General features: G+C 69.8%; 11 protein-coding genes and 1 pseudogene. 1 reads left to right on the forward strand and 11 read right to left on the reverse strand.

Translation table 11 applies throughout. The features are described 5' to 3' along the window. The 5 genes and pseudogenes from D7Y11_RS26645 to D7Y11_RS26665 all read right to left on the reverse strand — a co-directional run. Nucleotides 1-403 (reverse strand): annotated as a pseudogene (locus D7Y11_RS26645) (flagellar motor protein); the annotation flags it as partial. Nucleotides 404-453: 50 nt separating this feature from the next. After that, a complete protein-coding gene (locus tag D7Y11_RS26650; RefSeq protein ID WP_126935115.1) occupies nt 454-2,358 on the reverse strand; it encodes a hypothetical protein in 1,905 nt (634 codons plus the stop codon). Between the two features lie 183 nt (nt 2,359-2,541). Beyond that, complete coding sequence (locus D7Y11_RS26655) at nt 2,542-3,540, reverse strand: FecR domain-containing protein (protein ID WP_126935116.1); 999 nt, start codon at nt 3,538-3,540, stop codon at nt 2,542-2,544. A gap of 32 nt (nt 3,541-3,572) precedes the next feature. After that, nucleotides 3,573-5,411: a sensor histidine kinase gene (locus tag D7Y11_RS26660; RefSeq protein ID WP_126935117.1), complete on the reverse strand. Its 1,839-nt coding sequence runs from the start codon at nt 5,409-5,411 to the stop codon at nt 3,573-3,575. Next, entirely contained in the window at nt 5,408-8,746 is a 3,339-nt protein-coding gene (locus D7Y11_RS26665) for a response regulator (protein WP_126935118.1), read from the reverse strand. The genes D7Y11_RS26660 and D7Y11_RS26665 overlap by 4 nt, the downstream gene beginning before the upstream one ends. A 196-nt stretch (nt 8,747-8,942) precedes the next feature. On the opposite strand from D7Y11_RS26665, the gene lexA reads away from it, so the two are divergent. Next, the gene (gene lexA / locus D7Y11_RS26670; RefSeq protein WP_120578257.1) at nt 8,943-9,611 is read left to right on the forward strand and encodes a transcriptional repressor LexA; all 669 of its coding nucleotides are present in this window, start codon (nt 8,943-8,945) and stop codon (nt 9,609-9,611) included. Between the two features lie 125 nt (nt 9,612-9,736). Here lexA and D7Y11_RS26675 read toward each other — a convergent pair whose 3' ends face one another. The 6 genes from D7Y11_RS26675 to D7Y11_RS26700 form a co-directional block, all read right to left on the reverse strand. Further along, nucleotides 9,737-9,943 (reverse strand): hypothetical protein, encoded by a 207-nt coding sequence (locus tag D7Y11_RS26675; RefSeq protein ID WP_126935119.1) that lies wholly within the window; start codon nt 9,941-9,943, stop codon nt 9,737-9,739. Nucleotides 9,944-9,981: 38 nt separating this feature from the next. Continuing rightward, nucleotides 9,982-10,551, reverse strand: coding sequence for a DUF1629 domain-containing protein (locus D7Y11_RS26680; protein WP_120578255.1), 570 nt, complete (start codon nt 10,549-10,551; stop codon nt 9,982-9,984). Nucleotides 10,552-10,565: 14 nt separating this feature from the next. Continuing rightward, entirely contained in the window at nt 10,566-11,894 is a 1,329-nt protein-coding gene (locus tag D7Y11_RS26685) for an AHH domain-containing protein (protein ID WP_120578254.1), read from the reverse strand. Nucleotides 11,895-11,896: 2 nt separating this feature from the next. Continuing rightward, on the reverse strand, nt 11,897-13,039 hold the full coding sequence (locus D7Y11_RS26690) for a lipopolysaccharide assembly protein LapB (protein ID WP_121754537.1): 1,143 nt from the start codon (nt 13,037-13,039) through the stop codon (nt 11,897-11,899). Nucleotides 13,040-13,056: 17 nt separating this feature from the next. After that, nucleotides 13,057-14,088 carry a CsgG/HfaB family protein gene (locus tag D7Y11_RS26695; protein ID WP_233607400.1) on the reverse strand — a complete coding sequence of 344 codons (1,032 nt, stop codon included), beginning with the start codon at nt 14,086-14,088 and terminating at the stop codon, nt 13,057-13,059. Nucleotides 14,089-14,151: 63 nt separating this feature from the next. Next, nucleotides 14,152-14,934 carry an SDR family oxidoreductase gene (locus D7Y11_RS26700; protein WP_126935121.1) on the reverse strand — a complete coding sequence of 261 codons (783 nt, stop codon included), beginning with the start codon at nt 14,932-14,934 and terminating at the stop codon, nt 14,152-14,154. Nucleotides 14,935-14,957: the final 23 nt, after the last annotated feature.

Genomic DNA, 14,957 nt, shown 5'->3' on the forward strand with positions numbered 1-14,957 from the left:
GGGGCGTGGGTGGCGGACGCACGGCGAAGTCCTGGAGGGCGACGGCGCCCCAGGGCACCTCCACGGTCGCGACGCGGGGGACCACCTGGCTGGACGTCGGCAGGCTGCGCGGATCCACCTTCAGCGCATGGCGGCCGGGGCGAAGGTGCGGGCCGCCGATGAGGTCCGGCACGCGAGAGTCCACGCCGGTGAGGTGGTAGCGGCCGAAGGCATCGGTGCGCACCTCACGGCCGGTGGCCAGCACCAGGCGCACGTCCGCGAGCCCGGGTTCGTCGGGCCCACAGAGTCCATCTCCGTCCACGTCCACGCAGACGCGCCCGGCGATGGTCGACGCCTGCGTCGGCAGGTCCGACGACAGCGACTGAGCGGACGCCACGGACGACAGCAGGAGCAGCGCGAGCAGGAAGCCCGCGGCGGTACCCGGACCCAAGGCCCTCCGCGACACCCCAGCCCTCAAGGCCGCACCTCTTCCACCGCCGTCACGCCGGTGAGCACGTCCGCCACGGACACGCTCACGGGGCCCTTCGCGCCATGCACGGTGAAGCGCGTGAGCCCATCCTGCACGGACTGCTCACCCCGCTCGCCCTCGGACAGCGCGACGTGCACCGGGCGGTCGCGCAGCACCTGCCCGCTCGGGTCCTCCACCCAGCACGTCACCCGGGGGCCCTCCACGCGCACCCGCACGTTGACCGGCAGCGGCGGCGCCAGCTTCACCCGCTCCACGACAGGCGCGGGCACCAGCGGCGCGGACTCCGGGAACACCGGTCCCTGGGGGGCCAGTACGTGCACCGTGACGTCGAGCCCCGGCCACACGTCGTGCGACACGCGCACCTTGCCGGTCACCAGCCCGCCCACGAACACGGTCCCGTCCTCCCCCGTCACCCGCGCCGCGCCGTTCACCCGCAGCGGCTGACGGGGCACCGGCCAGCCTGCCAGGTCCACCACGCCCGCGACGAGTTCCGTGTCCTGCCGCCACACCGCGATCCGCGCGGGCTCCATCCCGAGCGGACCGTACGCGCGCACCGTCACGTCCGCGTTCACCTGATACCCGTTCTCCGGAACGGTCCACGGGACCGTGAACGTGCCAGGAGGGGACTCCACCGCCGGCCCCGTGGTCCACTCGGCCGGGGTCAGCACCACCTTCGCCTCCGGCCGGGGCTGCCCTGCCGCGTCCCGCGCCGCCACCACCACCCGCGCCACCGACCCCACGTGCACCACCGGCTCGGACAGCGACACCGTCACGTCGCGCACCGCGCCCTGCACCAGCTGCATCGGCAGCGACTCGCGCGACCCCGGGCCCCGCTGCGGCCACGCCGCCTCGATGCGCTCATCCGCCGCGAGCGTGCGCGGCGCCGTGTAGCGCCACTCCAGCATGCCGTTCGCGTCGCGCCGGGGCCCTTCCAGCCGGCCGTGCTTCGCCTTCACCGTGACGCGCGCATCCGCGACGGGCTGCCCCTTCGGATCACTCGTCGCGCACAGCAGCCGGGCCTGGGACACGCCGTCCGCGGGCAGCCGCTGCGGGTTGAGCACGCACGCCAGGCCATCCGTGGGCGGCAGCTGGAGGTCGATGCTGATGCGCTCCACGTGGCCGGATTCGTCCTTCACCTCGCCACGGGCCAGCGGGTAGCCGGGAGGCACCACCAGCGGCAGCACGAAGCGCCCGGCCGCGTCCACCGGCACGGGCCCGAAGCGCGTCCCCGCCACCTCCAGCGACACCTGGCCTCCGGGTTCGCTCTTGCCGGGCAGGTTCACCGACGACGCCAGCGGCACCAGCAGCCGCCCGTACGCCCCATGCACCGACTGTGGATGCGGCCACGCGGACAGCGCCACCAGGATGGCCGCCTCGGGCAGGCGCGTCGGAGGCAGCACGTAGCGAGCGGTGTACGTGCCCGGCCCGGTGTGCTTGAGCCCCTCCAACTGTCCGGTGCTCGCGCGCAGCACCGGCGGCGCGCCGCTGTCATCCGGCGTCCCGTCCGGCCGCAGGCGCTTCACGGTGAGCGTCGCCTCCGTGTCGCGCCCCTTCACGGGCAGCGCGGGTTCCAGCGACAACTCCATGTGGCTCGCGGGCGGCCCCACGTCATAGCGGGCCTGGGCCTCCTCGCCGTCCCCCTTCACGCGCACCACCACCTCGCGCGCCTGGGCCTTCGGCACCACGACCCAGGTGCGCAGCGGCGGAGCATCCGGTCCGGGCTTGAGCTCCGCGCCCTCCGCCGTCACCGACGACGGAGTGAACGCTACCGGCCGACCTCCGGCGTCCCGGCGCACCACCGCGACCGTGAAGCCCTCTGGAGGCACGGGCACGTCCGGACCGAGCAGCTCCAGCGAAGCCGCCCAGACCGGGGCACAAAACAAGACCATCGCGGAGAGCAGGAGACGTTCCAGGGCTTCCCGACTCTACAAGGCCCTCCGCCGGGACTGCACCACTTTGGTGCCGCAGGCCGTGCGAAGGGGCTCTCCGTCGGGCCCGCGGACATTTCCGTCAAACCACCCCACCCGCCATGTGAGGTCCTCCGCGTAGGACCCGCAGGCCGACCCGGTGGATCAGGGAGGATCCCAGATCCCTCCGGCGTCGACCTCGATTGTCCCCGGCCTCTTCCGCGAAGGCGGAGGAGGAGGCGGCGGCGGGACCAGGGTCAATTCGTGCTGCTCGTCCTGGCGCGCGCCGCCCACGCCCACGGCGGCCACCTTGACCAGGTTGGAGCCCTCCGCGAGCGGAACGTCGAGCTTGAACGTCCCATTCTCGTTGGCGAACACGCTGACGCCGTCCACCGTCACCCGGTTGAACGGATCCGTGCGGCCGACAACGGTGACCTCGCGCTGGCGCTGCTCGCCCGTGGGCCACTCCATCTTCAGGAACACGGTGCTGGGGATGGGCTCCGGCTCAGAGAGCCCCTTGCCGGGGCGGACGATGGACCGCTGGCCGGCGCGGACGATGACGTACTTGCCCTCCTTGTCGGACAGCTTCACGTCACCTTCACGCGTGCCCACGCTCACGGTGCCAGTCCCGTTGTTGCTCATGGTGAAGGTACCCTGCGAGGTGCTGGCCTCCGCGTTGCCGTTCTTCGCCTTCAGGACGAAGGTATGGCGCACGTTGGGACGGCCTCGCACGGTGGCGGTGGCCAGACCGCTGCTCAGCATCACCTTCGACAGCTCGTTCGAGATCTCCTCCACGGAGATCTCCGTCTCGGCCTCCATGCGCAGCTCCACGGACTCGCCGTTGAGCAGCACCGCCCAGGATCCGCGGCCGGTGCGCACCACGTCCGTGGGACGCAGCGGCATGTCCTTGCGGGCGGGCTCCCAGGCGCCGGCCTCGCCGTGCTTCACGTCCACGGTTCCTTCGAAGGAGCTCAGCACCAGCTCCACGGCCTTCTTCGCCTCCGCCTCCGCATCCGTGACGACGCGGCGGGGCGGCTCGGGCGGCGGCAGCGGCGCGGGAGGCTCCCGCAGGAAGACGAACCAGCCCACCGGCAGCGCGGCCAGGATGAGCACGAGCCCGATGAGGAACGGAGCCTGTCGCCTGTGGGATGGAGAAGCAGCCATGCGAAGGTCCTAGCTACCACACGCGGCGGGCGTCATGCCCGGGGCAGCACCACGGTGAACCGGGCTCCCTGCCCTTCTTCCGAGCGGACCTCCAGCGTCCCCCCGGCCTCCGTGACGATGCGCCACGCGACGCTCAGTCCCAGGCCCACATTGGACCAGATGTCCTTGGTGGTGAAGAAGGGCTCGAAGATGCGCGGCCGGATGTTCTCCGCGATGCCCCTGCCGGTGTCCTCCACCTCCAGGGTACACATCCCGTCGCGCTCCCCGGTACGCAGGGTGAGCCGCTTCACCGGCGTCTTCAGCATCGCGGTGCGCGCGTTGGACAAGAGCGCCAGCACCACCTGCGACAGGTGCCCGGGGTCCGCCTTCACGCGCGGCACCTCCACGCTCAGCTCCGTCACCAGGTCGATGCCCTCCCCGCGCGTCTGGTTCTCCGTGAGGCTCAGCGCGTCGCGAACCACCGCGTTCAGGTCGATGGGCCGCAGGTCCGGGCGCTCGCGCTGCTGGGAGAAGCGCAGCAGGTTCTGGGTGATGTCCTTGCAGCGCTTGGCGCTCTGCTCGATCTTGCGCAGCGTTTCGAAGTCCACGTCATCCGCCTCGCGGTCCAGGAGCAGCAGCTGCACGTTGCCCAGGATGCCGGCCAGCGGGTTGTTGATTTCGTGCGCCACGCCCGCGCCCAGCTGGCCCACCGCCGCCAGCTTCTGCGCCTCCACCAGTTGCAGCTGCGCCGCGCGAAGGTCCGCCGTGGCCTCCTCCACCCGGACACGCAAATCGTCGTTCCAGCTCATCAGCCGCGAGCGAGACGCCTCCAGCTCCGCGCCCATGCGGTTGAAGGTGGACGCCAGCTCGCTCAACTCGTCCTGGCCCTCCACGCGAAGGCGGCGCTCCAGCTCTCCTCGGCCATAGGCCTCCGCGCCCTGCACCACGTCCGCGAGCCGCCGGTCCAGCCTCCGGGTGAAGAGCGCGCCCAGCGCCAGGAGCACCACCAGCGCACCCGCCACGGACGCGAGCACCGTGGTGCGCAGCTCCCGCACGGGCGTCAGCGCCAGGGCCTCGTCCTCCGTCACGACGACGCCCATCTCCAGCGTGTTCACCCACGCCACGCTCACCCGGCGCGCGGGGTCCTTCAGCTGGAAGCTGCGTCCGCCTTCCGCGCCCGGGGCGGACTCCAGCGCGGTGCGAAGCTCCGGCTCCAGCGCCACCATGCGCCGCGCGGGCTGGGAACTGGCCACGACGCGCCCCTCGGAGTCGACCACGTCCAGCCGCTGTCCTTCATTCGCGCGCCGCGCGAGCAGCGCCTCCAGCTGCGTGAAGACGAGCTCCGCGATGGCGTAGGGCGCGTCCTCGGAGGCCCCCAGCTTCACCGCCACCGCCACGGCGGCCACGCCCGAGCCCGGGTGCACATACGCGCTGCCCAGCGCCGCCTGGCCCTTGCCCCCGTCCCGGAAGTTCTCCACCGGCACCGCGTGCGCCAGCTGACGGACGTTCGCGGCGTCGAAGGCGGGATGGCGCTCCAACGGCTCCGCGCTCCGGAACACGGCGGGCCCCAGGGGCTGCCCGTTCGCGTCCGCCTGGATGACCGCGCTCACCGAGGTGGACTGGCCATACAGGAGCATCAGCATGCCGCGCACCTCTTCGGCCGTGGCGCGCTCCCAGGGCAAGAGCTCCGCGGAGCGAGCGAGGCCGTTGACGACCTCCATCAGGCTCGCCTCCACGGCCTCGGCGGTGGCGGTGGCGAGCGCGCGCTGCTGCTCGTCGATGCGCTGGGCCAGCGCGTGCTCCGAGCGCGACAGCAGCAGGAAGCCGACGATGGCCAGGGGCAGCACCGTCGCGGCGAGCATGAAGAGGACGAGCTGCTGGTAGAGCCTCATCCGGTGACGGACCGGACCACGCGCTCTAAGTCGCTGCGCAGGAAGACAGAGCCCGGAATCGCCTTGGCCCGCTTCTTCATGTCCGCGGCCCGGCGCGCCAGCTCCGCGTGGTCATGCGCCACGCCGTCCGTCATCACCGCCACCACGGACACGCTCATGATGGGGAACTCGCGCTTCTCCCCGAAGCGGTCCTCCGCCTCGATGTGGCCGCGCTCCCGGTCCTGCCGGTCGTAGTAGAGCGGGATGATGCGGTCGAACTGCTCGATGGCCCGCTGGCACACCCGGTCCACGGACTCCACGGAGGTGATGAAGACGAAGTCGTCACCGGCCACGTGGCCCAGGAAGTCCCCCGGGGAGCCTTCCTGCTGGAAGACCTCCCGCATCAGGTCGCCCGTCTGGCGCACCACGCCGTCCGCCTTCGCGAAGCCGTAGTAGTCGTTGTAGGCCTTGAGGTTGTCCAGGTCCAGGTAGCAGAACGCGAACGGCTGACGCGCGGCCAGCCGGCGCTGCACCTCCCGCTCGATGGCGGTGGAGCCCGGCAGCTGCGTGGTGGGCGACGAGGACAGCTCCTGCTCCTTGCGCCGCAGCATGCTCTCCACGCGCGCGCCCAGCTCCAGCGCGTCGAAGGGCTTGGTGATGTAGTCGTCTCCGCCCAGCTTCAGCGCGCGGACCTTGGACGACGTCTCCGTGCGAGCGGAGATGAAGATGACGGAGATGTGGCCACTGGCGCGCTCGGCCTTGATCTCCTCCAGGAACGCGAACCCGTCGCCGTCCGGCAGCGTGACGTCCAGCAGCACCGCGTCCGGCCTGCGCTCGCGCAGGGAACGCCGGCCCTCCTCCACGGTGTGCGCGACGCCGACCTCGAAGCCCAGGCCCTCCAGGACCTCGCGGCAGATGGAGGCGATCTTCGCGTCGTCATCCACCACCAGCACGCGACCGTGCTGTGCCCCGGCGCGGCCCCGCGCCAGCGAGTCCACCGTGGCCAGCAGCTTGTCGCCGGCCAGGGGGCGCACGAGGAACGCGTCCGCGCCGGCACGGAAGGCGCGCTGGCGCTCGTCGAACGCGGAGGTGAGCAGCAGCGGCGCGCGGCGCGTCTCCGGATCATTCCGGAGGATCTCCGCCAGCCGCAGGCCGTCCACGTCCGGCAGCCGCACCGACACCAGCACCACGTCCGGGTGGAGGTTGCGAGCGGCGGACAGGCCTTCTTCCGCGGAGCCCGCCAGGCGCACGCGGTAGCCCCGGGCGCCGAGCAGCGCCTTCATGATGTGGCCCACCTCGGGCTCGCCCTCGATGATGAGCACCTTGCCGCGAGAGTCCGCGCGGATGGGCTGCGGCGACGGCAGGAGCGTGTCCACGGTCGCCTGCGACAGCACGTCCTGGGGCGGCTCCGTGGGGAGCACGGCGATGAAGCGCACGCCGTTGTGGGACGGCTCGGACCAGATGCGGCCGCCGTGGGCCTCCACGATGTTGCGGCAGATGGGCAGGCCCAGGCCGGTGCCGCGCACGGTGCGGTTCGCCTGGGTGCGGGCCTGCTCGAAGCGGTCGAAGATGCGCTCCAGGCTCTCTTCCGGAATGGGGTCGCCGCTGTTCCAGCAGGAGAGCACCACGTAGCCGGGCAGGCTGGACGTGGCGCGCAGCTCCACGCGCACCTCGCCGCCATCCGGCGTGAACTTCACCGCGTTGTTGAGCAGGTTGTTGAGCACCTGGTTCACGCGGTTGGGGTCCACCATGGCGCGCAGCGGGTGCTGGGGCAGCAGGGGCACCACGCGGATGCGCTTCTCCGCGAAGGCGGGCCCGTACTTCTCCACCACGCGCTGGACGAGTTCCTCCAGGTAGATGCGCTCGAAGCTCATCTTCAGCCGGCCCTGCGCGTACTTCGACAGGTCCAGCAGGTCATCCACGATGCTGTTGAGCTTCTCCGCGGAGTCCTTGGCGAGCGACAGGTAGCGGTGCTGCCGCTCGTTGATGTCCCCCGCCATCCGGTTGAGCACCAGGTCCAGGGCGCCGGTGATGGAGGTGAGCGGCGTGCGCAGCTCGTGGCTCACCATGGAGACGAAGGTGTCCTTGCGCTCCTCCAGCCGCTTCTGGTCGGTGATGTCGCGCAGCACCACGCACACGCCGCGCAGGGTGCCGCGCGCGTCGTTGACGGGCGTCACGGTGGTCTGCACGGTGCGCTCGAAGAGCTTCACGTCCTCGCGCAGCACCTGGTGGCCGCTGTACTCCAGGTTGCGGACCAGCTGGAACGGCTGGAAGCCCAGGCGCTCCTCCAGGAGCCGGTTGGAGGGCCCCTCCCCTTCCTCCCCCGCGTGCAGGATGCGGCGGGCCGCGGGGTTCATCACCACGATGTCGTTCTTCTCGTCGGTGAGCACCACGCCGTCCGCCATGGACGCGACCATGCGCTCCATGCGGTGGCGGGCCTCTTCCTCCGCGGAGCGCAGCGACTGGATGGCGTCCGCCGTCTGGTTGGCGAGCACGTCCAGCAAGAGCCCGTCGTCCTCCGTGAACGCGTCAGCGCGGTGGGAGAACAGCGACAGCATGCCCACGGGCTTCCCAGCCGCGGTGAGGTTCACCGTGAGCTGGTTGGGGTAGACGACGGGGGACGCGGAGTCCTTGGTGGTGGTGCCGGTGACGCGGGTGATGACCCGGTCCTCCGGCAGCGTCAGGCCGCTGCTCTTGCGGTACGCGCCGAGCATGGACTCCTTGACGCCCAGCAGCGCCTCCTCGCCCACGTTGCCCACGCAGCGCAGGCGCAGCGTGGCGCCCCGCTGCCCGTCCGGCGCGATGAGGGCCGCGCCGCAGTCGTACGGCAGCACGCGGGCCACGGCGGTGAGCACGCGGTCGATGATGGCGTCGTAGCTGGCCGGGTCGTTCGCGCTGGCGCGGCTGACCTCATAGAGGACGAAGAGGGCCTCCACCCGCTGGTGCAGCTGGCGGATGAGCTTCTCCTTGTCCTTCTTGAGCTGGGCGAACTCCACCGCGTTCTTCACGGTGATGAGCAGGTCGTTCACGTCCCAGGGCTTGGTGACGTAGCGGTACACCTGGCCCTGGTTGATGGCCGCGATGATGTCCTGCGGGTCCGTGTAGGCGGTGAGCAGCAACGTGGTGACGTCGATGCCCTCCGCCCTGGCGGCGTTGACCAGGTCGATGCCGGTCATCTCCGGCATGCGCTGGTCCGTGACGAGCACGTCCACGGACTCAGTACGCAGGATTTCCAGGGCTGCCTTGCCGTGGGGAGCGGTGAGGACGCGGTAACGTCGCTGGAACATCCGGCTGAGGATGTCCAGGACGTCGGCCTCGTCATCGACGAAGAGCAGCGTGTGGCGGAGGTCGGACACGGCGGTGCCAAGTGTACGCCGAGATCAACGCACCTCCTCAAGCCGCGAGAAGGTCGGGCGGGGGGCAGCACGGCGGGTATGGGTGGGGGTACTGAACAGATTGACTCTACACGTATGTTCAGGGAGCATGGGGCACTGAAATTCTGTTGCCCATCACCGCCAGAGCAGGCGGGCGACCGAGCGAAGGAGTGCGGCCATGGAAGAGCTCACGGAGCGCCAGCGCGAAATCCTGACCTTCATCGTGAAGGAGTCGGAGGTCCGAGGCTTCCCCCCGACCATCCGGGAGATTGGGGAGCACATGGACATCCGGTCGACCAACGGGGTGAACGACCACCTGAAGGCCCTGGAGCGCAAGGGCTACCTGACCCGGGGCGAGCAGCAGAGCCGCTCGCTGGTGCCCACCAAGCGGGCGAGGCTGCTCCTGGGCCTGGGGATGAAGAGCCGGGAGTCCGGCATGATCGAGATTCCCCTCCTGGGCAAGGTGGCGGCGGGTGCGCCGGCGCTGGCGCAGGAGCACATGGAGGACTCGGTCAAGATCGACAGCTTCCTCCTGGGCGGGGTGAACGGCCGGGAGGTCTTCGCGCTGAGGGTCAAGGGCCAGTCGATGATCGACGACGGCATCCACGACGGGGACTACCTCTTCGTGAAGAAGACGCCGTCGGCGCAGCCAGGTGAGATTGTCGTGGCGCTCATCGAGGACGAGGCCACGGTGAAGCGCTACTACCCGGAGCAGGACCGCATCCGCTTCCAGCCGGCGAACGCGACGATGCAGCCCATCTACGTGAACCGCACGGACTTCCGTTCCACGATGATCCTGGGGCAGGTCGTGGGCGTGTACCGGAAGCTGCAGGGCGGCCGGACTTAAAGCAGTTCGTGGCACTTCCGCCCGGGCAACGTGAGCCCGGGCGGGAGGATTCAGCGGACGGGACAGGCGCCGCAGTCGATGCGACCAGGCGGTGTGCCGTTGACCGGCGCTCTCAAGCGGTCGTCTCAGCAGCTGACGCGAATACTTCGGCAGGCGTTCGCCATCGTGAGCAGCGTCAGCCCCACGCTGTCTCCCAGGACGAACAGCGGCGGACTGATGCTCTTGGGAAAGAACAGGCCCGAGTTCGCGACATCCATGCGGATCAGCAGACCGTCCTCGATGATGACCCGCTGACCATTGCGCCAGACGGGAAAGCCTTCGGCGATGTGCACGCGGTCCATCCTCGGCGCGCTCCGTCACGGCATGACAATCAGACTTCGGTGAACCGCATTCCCGTGGCGCGGATGCGTTCCAGCGCGAGCTTGATGTCCTCGGAGACGATCAGGGCGATGGACCATCCCCACGTCCGGAATACCTGCACATCGCCGACCTGGGCTGGGTCGATGCGCATGCCGTCAACGTCGCGATACTGGCCCACCCGGTCCGGCCGGCCATCTTGAGGCGTCCACCGGATTACCTCGTCGGACGCTTCGTCATCAATGCAGCGAATGAGGCGAGTCGCCACGAGAATGGCGTACGGCGCTTCGCGCCCCTGGACGGCCACGGGCACAAGTTGGATGTCCTGCTCCGCCAACTCTGAAAAAACGGCTGCGACACGCCCACTGACCACAGGCGTACTGAAGCCAGCTAGAGAGAAGTCGATGGTCGTTCCTGGATGCTCCACGGGAACAAGCAGCTCATGTTGCGGAGGAACGGGTCGACCCTCCCTGAATATCCAGGGGTCTTCGACCTCGTGCCCACCCGCATCCAGGGGAATGCCCAGCTCCCATCTCCCGGGCAGGGTGACGTCATCAAGTAGGCGATAGTAGCGCCGTGGCATGGATGGCTCCGGATTCACTCGCTTCTCATCAGCAGCTTGTGGAGGCCTGAGCCATGCGTGGTGGCCTCTTGTGCCAACTTCCTGAGCTCACCGACGAGAGCTTCGCGGCACTGCTCGACGCTGCGACACCCGCGCGTCGCCTCTTCCAGCCGGTCGTAGACGCGCTGATGGTACCGCTGAGGATGGGGGCCGCGATGTCCCGGGACTTCGACAACGTTCTCCGGGTCCTTCAGTTCCATCCCAGCCTTCTTGAAGATGCGCTGGAAACGGGGCGTCCACGGTCCCCCGCGCTGCGTGGAAACGTTGTTCCTGATGGTCGCGAGGTGATGCTTCTGACTGTCGCCCCGCGACGACATGGCGACCGCGTTGGGCGCCAAAGCGATGGTGAAGCCATCCGCGGTCATGGCCACGGACCGCACGCCACCCATGCCCGCGTAGGTGTAGCCAGCCTGGGCCTCCACCGCGATCGCTGCCTGCGCTGAGCCCGGGAGCATCGGAGTTTTCGCCGCGAGTCCCACCGTGTTGCCCACCGCCGCGGTGGCCAGCATCACGAAGACCCGTGCGGCGTTCTTCCCCAGCACCTTTCCGTAGCCCTCCCCTGCTTCGCGCAAATCGTCGAACGTCAGCGCGCGGTCCGCCTGCTTCACCAGCGTCAACCACCCGTCCAGCAGCCCCCACACCGTGTCCACGCCCAGGTACGCGATGGCCGTCGCGGTCATCAGCGCCGAGATGCCCTTCGACACGGGCTCGGGCAATGACCACAGAAGCAGATACACGGTGACGGAGGCCGTCACGGTGGCCAGGACCGCTTGCGGATTCACCACGCCCCGCAGCGCCTCCGCCGTCTCCTCCCACACGGAGTCCATCGCCAACGCCAGGGCCAACGCATACCGCCCGTCGCTTCCGAGCAGCGGGCCTTCCTCCAGCAACGACAGACAATCCCGCCCTTGCTTCTTGCGCTCGCACCACCGCCCGTAGGCACGCGCCAGCTCCGCCGACGCATCGTCCAGCAGGTGCAGCTCCCGCGCTTCCGCTTCCCCCAGGGGACGGATCCGATGCGTGCTCGCCTCGTAGCCGAACACGCCACTGCGTTCAGGCATGCCGAACAACGTCCGCGCGTCTCGCAGCGGATGCGCGAACGGACGAACCTCCCGCGCGAACTCCGACACAGCATTCTTGAACTCGCCCTTCGTCAGCTCCGCATCCTCCAGCGGAGCCTCCTCCTCCACCTGGGGCGTCACGAGCACAGGCTCCGCACGCCCCGTGTCCAGGCGCACGACCCGGCCGGACGCGCAGCCCGTCAGGAGGACCAGCAACAGCAGGCAAAGCCCCCCACGACGCATTCCTACGGGCACTTCACCACGCCACCATCCGTCGCAGCCGCGGCCACTCGGGCGCACGAGGCCTGCACGGTGGCCGTGTCCTTCAAGTCACGCGCGAGCCTCGCGGTGGACAACTGCAGCTCCGTGTTATTCGCGTGCCCCGGCTCCGAGCCCAGGCTCGTCAGGATGCGCAGGGCATCCTGCTTGCGCCCCATCACCGTGAGCAGGTCCGCCAGCGCCTGCATCTCCCCCACGTCCGCGCCCGACACCGTCTCCAGGGCCTTCTGCAGCTCCCCTTCCGCCGCCGCTCGGGCATCCGTCGCCAGGTGCGCTCTCGCGAGCGCCACGTGCACGATGGCGCGGTCCTTCACCTTCAGGGACTCGCCGTAGGCCTTCAGCGCGTCATCGCGCTTGCCCAACTTGAGCTGGATCTCCGCCACCAGCTCCCAGAGCGTCGGATCCTTCGGCGACTTCTTCGCGGCCTCTTCGTACGCCGCCGCCGCTTCCGGCAACCGGCCCGCACGCACCTCCGCGTCTCCCAGCGCCGTCAGCACCTCCGGCGTGCGCACGCCCTGCCCCGTCACCTTGCGCAACAGCCCGAGCACCTCGTCCTGCCGCCCCTGCTTCGTCAGCACGTCCACCGCCCGCACCAGCAGGTCGGCCTTCGACGCGTCCGGCGCGGCCTCGGCCGCCTGCGTGAAGTCGCGCACCGCCTCGTCGTGGTCGCCGCGCTCCTCGGCCAGCTCGCCCAGTTGCTCCAGCGCGTTGAAGTCCTTCGGATGTAGCGCCAGCGCCTTCTGCAGCGACTGCCGCGCTTCGTTCTTCTTGCCCAGCTGCGCCTGGATGAACCCCAGTCGGCTCCAGTTGGTGGAGCGCTTCGCATCCAACCGCAGCGCCACCTCGAACTCCTTCTCGGACTCCTCCAACCGGCTCATCGACAGGAGCACCTCGCCCCTCGCGGCGGGCAGGCGTGGATCCGCGGGCGTCAACGTCTTCATCTCGTCGAAGGACTTGAGCGCGGCGTCGAAGTTGCCCTTGAGGTACTCGGAGTTGCCCTGGAGGTAGAGCCCTTCCGCCTGGTCCTTCGGGTCGAGCTTCGGCGTTTCAGTGCAGGCCCCGGAGGCCAGCAGGGCGATGAGCGGCAGGGCACGCAGACGCGAGGACATGAAAGGCTCCGGAAGACTCAGAAGTGATACGCGATGCCGGCGTTGACATCGAAGTTGAGGCCGTCGCCCGCGCCGTCGTCCGCGAGCCCCAGCACCGCCTGCGCGATGTTCGTTCCCAGCTCCAACTGGAAGCCCACGTGGCCCGCCAGCAGGTACTCCAACCCCACGAATCCCACGACGGACGGCAGCGGGCCCGTACTCTGGAAGATGCCGTAGTCGCCGAACGACAACTGCACGCCCAGGCCAAAGCCCCAGTACGGCCGCAGGTCCTTCTCCAGGCGGTGATAGTGCCGCGCCCCCACGATGCTAGGCAGCACGTTGAGCTCGCCCTCCTCGTCGCCGCCGGCATGCACCCAGGTGAAGCCGACCTGGACGAAGCCCTGCCATTCCGGGTGGAACCAGTAGCCCACCTCCAGGTCCAGGCCGGGATTCAACGACGACACCTTGTCGATGAAGCTGTTGTTGAAGCGCAGCCCCAACGTGAGCCCGCCCCCTGGAGACGACGCGACCGCGCCACCCAGGAGCGGCCGGGCCGGAACGACCTCACCGGGCGACTCCAGCGCGACGCGCAGCTCGTCGGACACGGCGACGACCGCGCGCAGGAGCTCACCGTCCTCGGAGGCCTCCGTGCGTGGCCGAGCGAGAGTGCGGCCATCCCGCGTGTCCACGAGGCTCGCGTCGAGGAGGTACTGCCCCCCGAAGCGATCCAACCGCCCCGTGAGGACGTAGCGCGCGCCCGTCAGCGAGGACAGCTCCTGGACGCATTCGCCCTTCTCGCAAGGGGCGCTGTCCACCAGCTCCAACTGGCGCTCAGTACCGACCCGCTGTTGGAGTTCTCTCTGGGACAGCACGCGCAGCCGAGGCGACTCCGCGAGTCGGCCCGAGAGGAGCAACGTGATGCCCTCAGCGGCATCCTTCCCCGCCGCGTTGGCCGCAAGGGGCAGCACCGCCACCGTGAGCGGCTCGGCGACGGCCGCGGCCTCCTGGGCGAAGACAGGCGACGCCAGCGATACAAAGCACGCGATGAAGAGCCGGGGGAGGCGGGACACGGCCGACACTCTACCCTCCTCCCGGCCCGCGCCCAGGCCTTCCGTGGCCGCTTCCCTGCCCGCTCACTCCTGCTGGTTGAGCTTCGCGGCGATGGAACGCACCACGACGCGCGGGCTGACCCGCACCGAGAAGGCCGCCAGCCAGTTGAGCAGGCCGTGGATGGAGACCACCCGTCCCTTCATCATCGCCGCGTAGGCATGGCCCGCGACCTCGGGCGCTTCCGCCACGCCCGGCCGCTTGAACAGGCGGGACTCCGCGTTGCCGGCGCGCCCGGCGAACTCCGTCTTCGTGGCGCCCGGACAGTGGCAGGTCGCCGTCACGCCCGTGCCCTCCAGCTCGACCGCGAGCGCCTCCGTGAACGACAGCACGAACGCCTTCGTCGCGTAGTACGTGGCCATGTACGGCCCCGGCTGGAAGCCCGCGGTGGACGCGATGTTGAGGATGCGCCCCTGCTTGCGCTCGCGCATGGGCCGCGCGAACAGGTGCGTGAGCTTGAGCAGCGCGGCGCAGTTGACCTCCACCATCTCCGCCTCGCGCCCCAGGTCCTGCTCCAGGAACGGCCCGGAGGAACCAAACCCCGCGTTGTTGACGAGGAAGTCCACCGCGAGCCCCAGCTCCTGCACGCGCGCGAAGAGCTGCTCCGGCGCGGAGGGTTGTCCCAGGTCCGTCGGCAGCACGTGCGCCTTCACGCCGTGCGCCTGCTCCAGTTTGCGGGCCAGTTCCTCCAGCTTCGCCACGCCGCGCGCGACGAGGATGACGTCGTGCCCATCCTTCGCGAACTGCTCCGCGAACTGCACTCCGAGCCCCGCCGACGCGCCGGTGATGAGCGCCACTTTCCGCGACATGGTGATGCCTCCCGGAGGGCCGA

The sequence above is a fragment of the Corallococcus sp. AB018 genome (genome assembly GCF_003986945.1).
In the GTDB taxonomy this organism is placed as follows: Bacteria; Myxococcota; Myxococcia; order Myxococcales; family Myxococcaceae; genus Corallococcus; species Corallococcus exiguus.

Coding starts and splice junctions, on each gene's coding strand:
- D7Y11_RS26650 (WP_126935115.1), bottom strand. CDS start 2,358: ATGGTCTTGTTTTGTGCCCCGGTCTGGGCGGCTTCGCTGGAGCTGCTC.
- D7Y11_RS26655 (WP_126935116.1), bottom strand. CDS start 3,540: ATGGCTGCTTCTCCATCCCACAGGCGACAGGCTCCGTTCCTCATCGGG.
- D7Y11_RS26660 (WP_126935117.1), bottom strand. CDS start 5,411: ATGAGGCTCTACCAGCAGCTCGTCCTCTTCATGCTCGCCGCGACGGTG.
- lexA (WP_120578257.1), top strand. CDS start 8,943: ATGGAAGAGCTCACGGAGCGCCAGCGCGAAATCCTGACCTTCATCGTG.
- D7Y11_RS26680 (WP_120578255.1), bottom strand. CDS start 10,551: ATGCCACGGCGCTACTATCGCCTACTTGATGACGTCACCCTGCCCGGG.
- D7Y11_RS26685 (WP_120578254.1), bottom strand. CDS start 11,894: ATGCGTCGTGGGGGGCTTTGCCTGCTGTTGCTGGTCCTCCTGACGGGC.
- D7Y11_RS26690 (WP_121754537.1), bottom strand. CDS start 13,039: ATGTCCTCGCGTCTGCGTGCCCTGCCGCTCATCGCCCTGCTGGCCTCC.
- D7Y11_RS26700 (WP_126935121.1), bottom strand. CDS start 14,934: ATGTCGCGGAAAGTGGCGCTCATCACCGGCGCGTCGGCGGGGCTCGGA.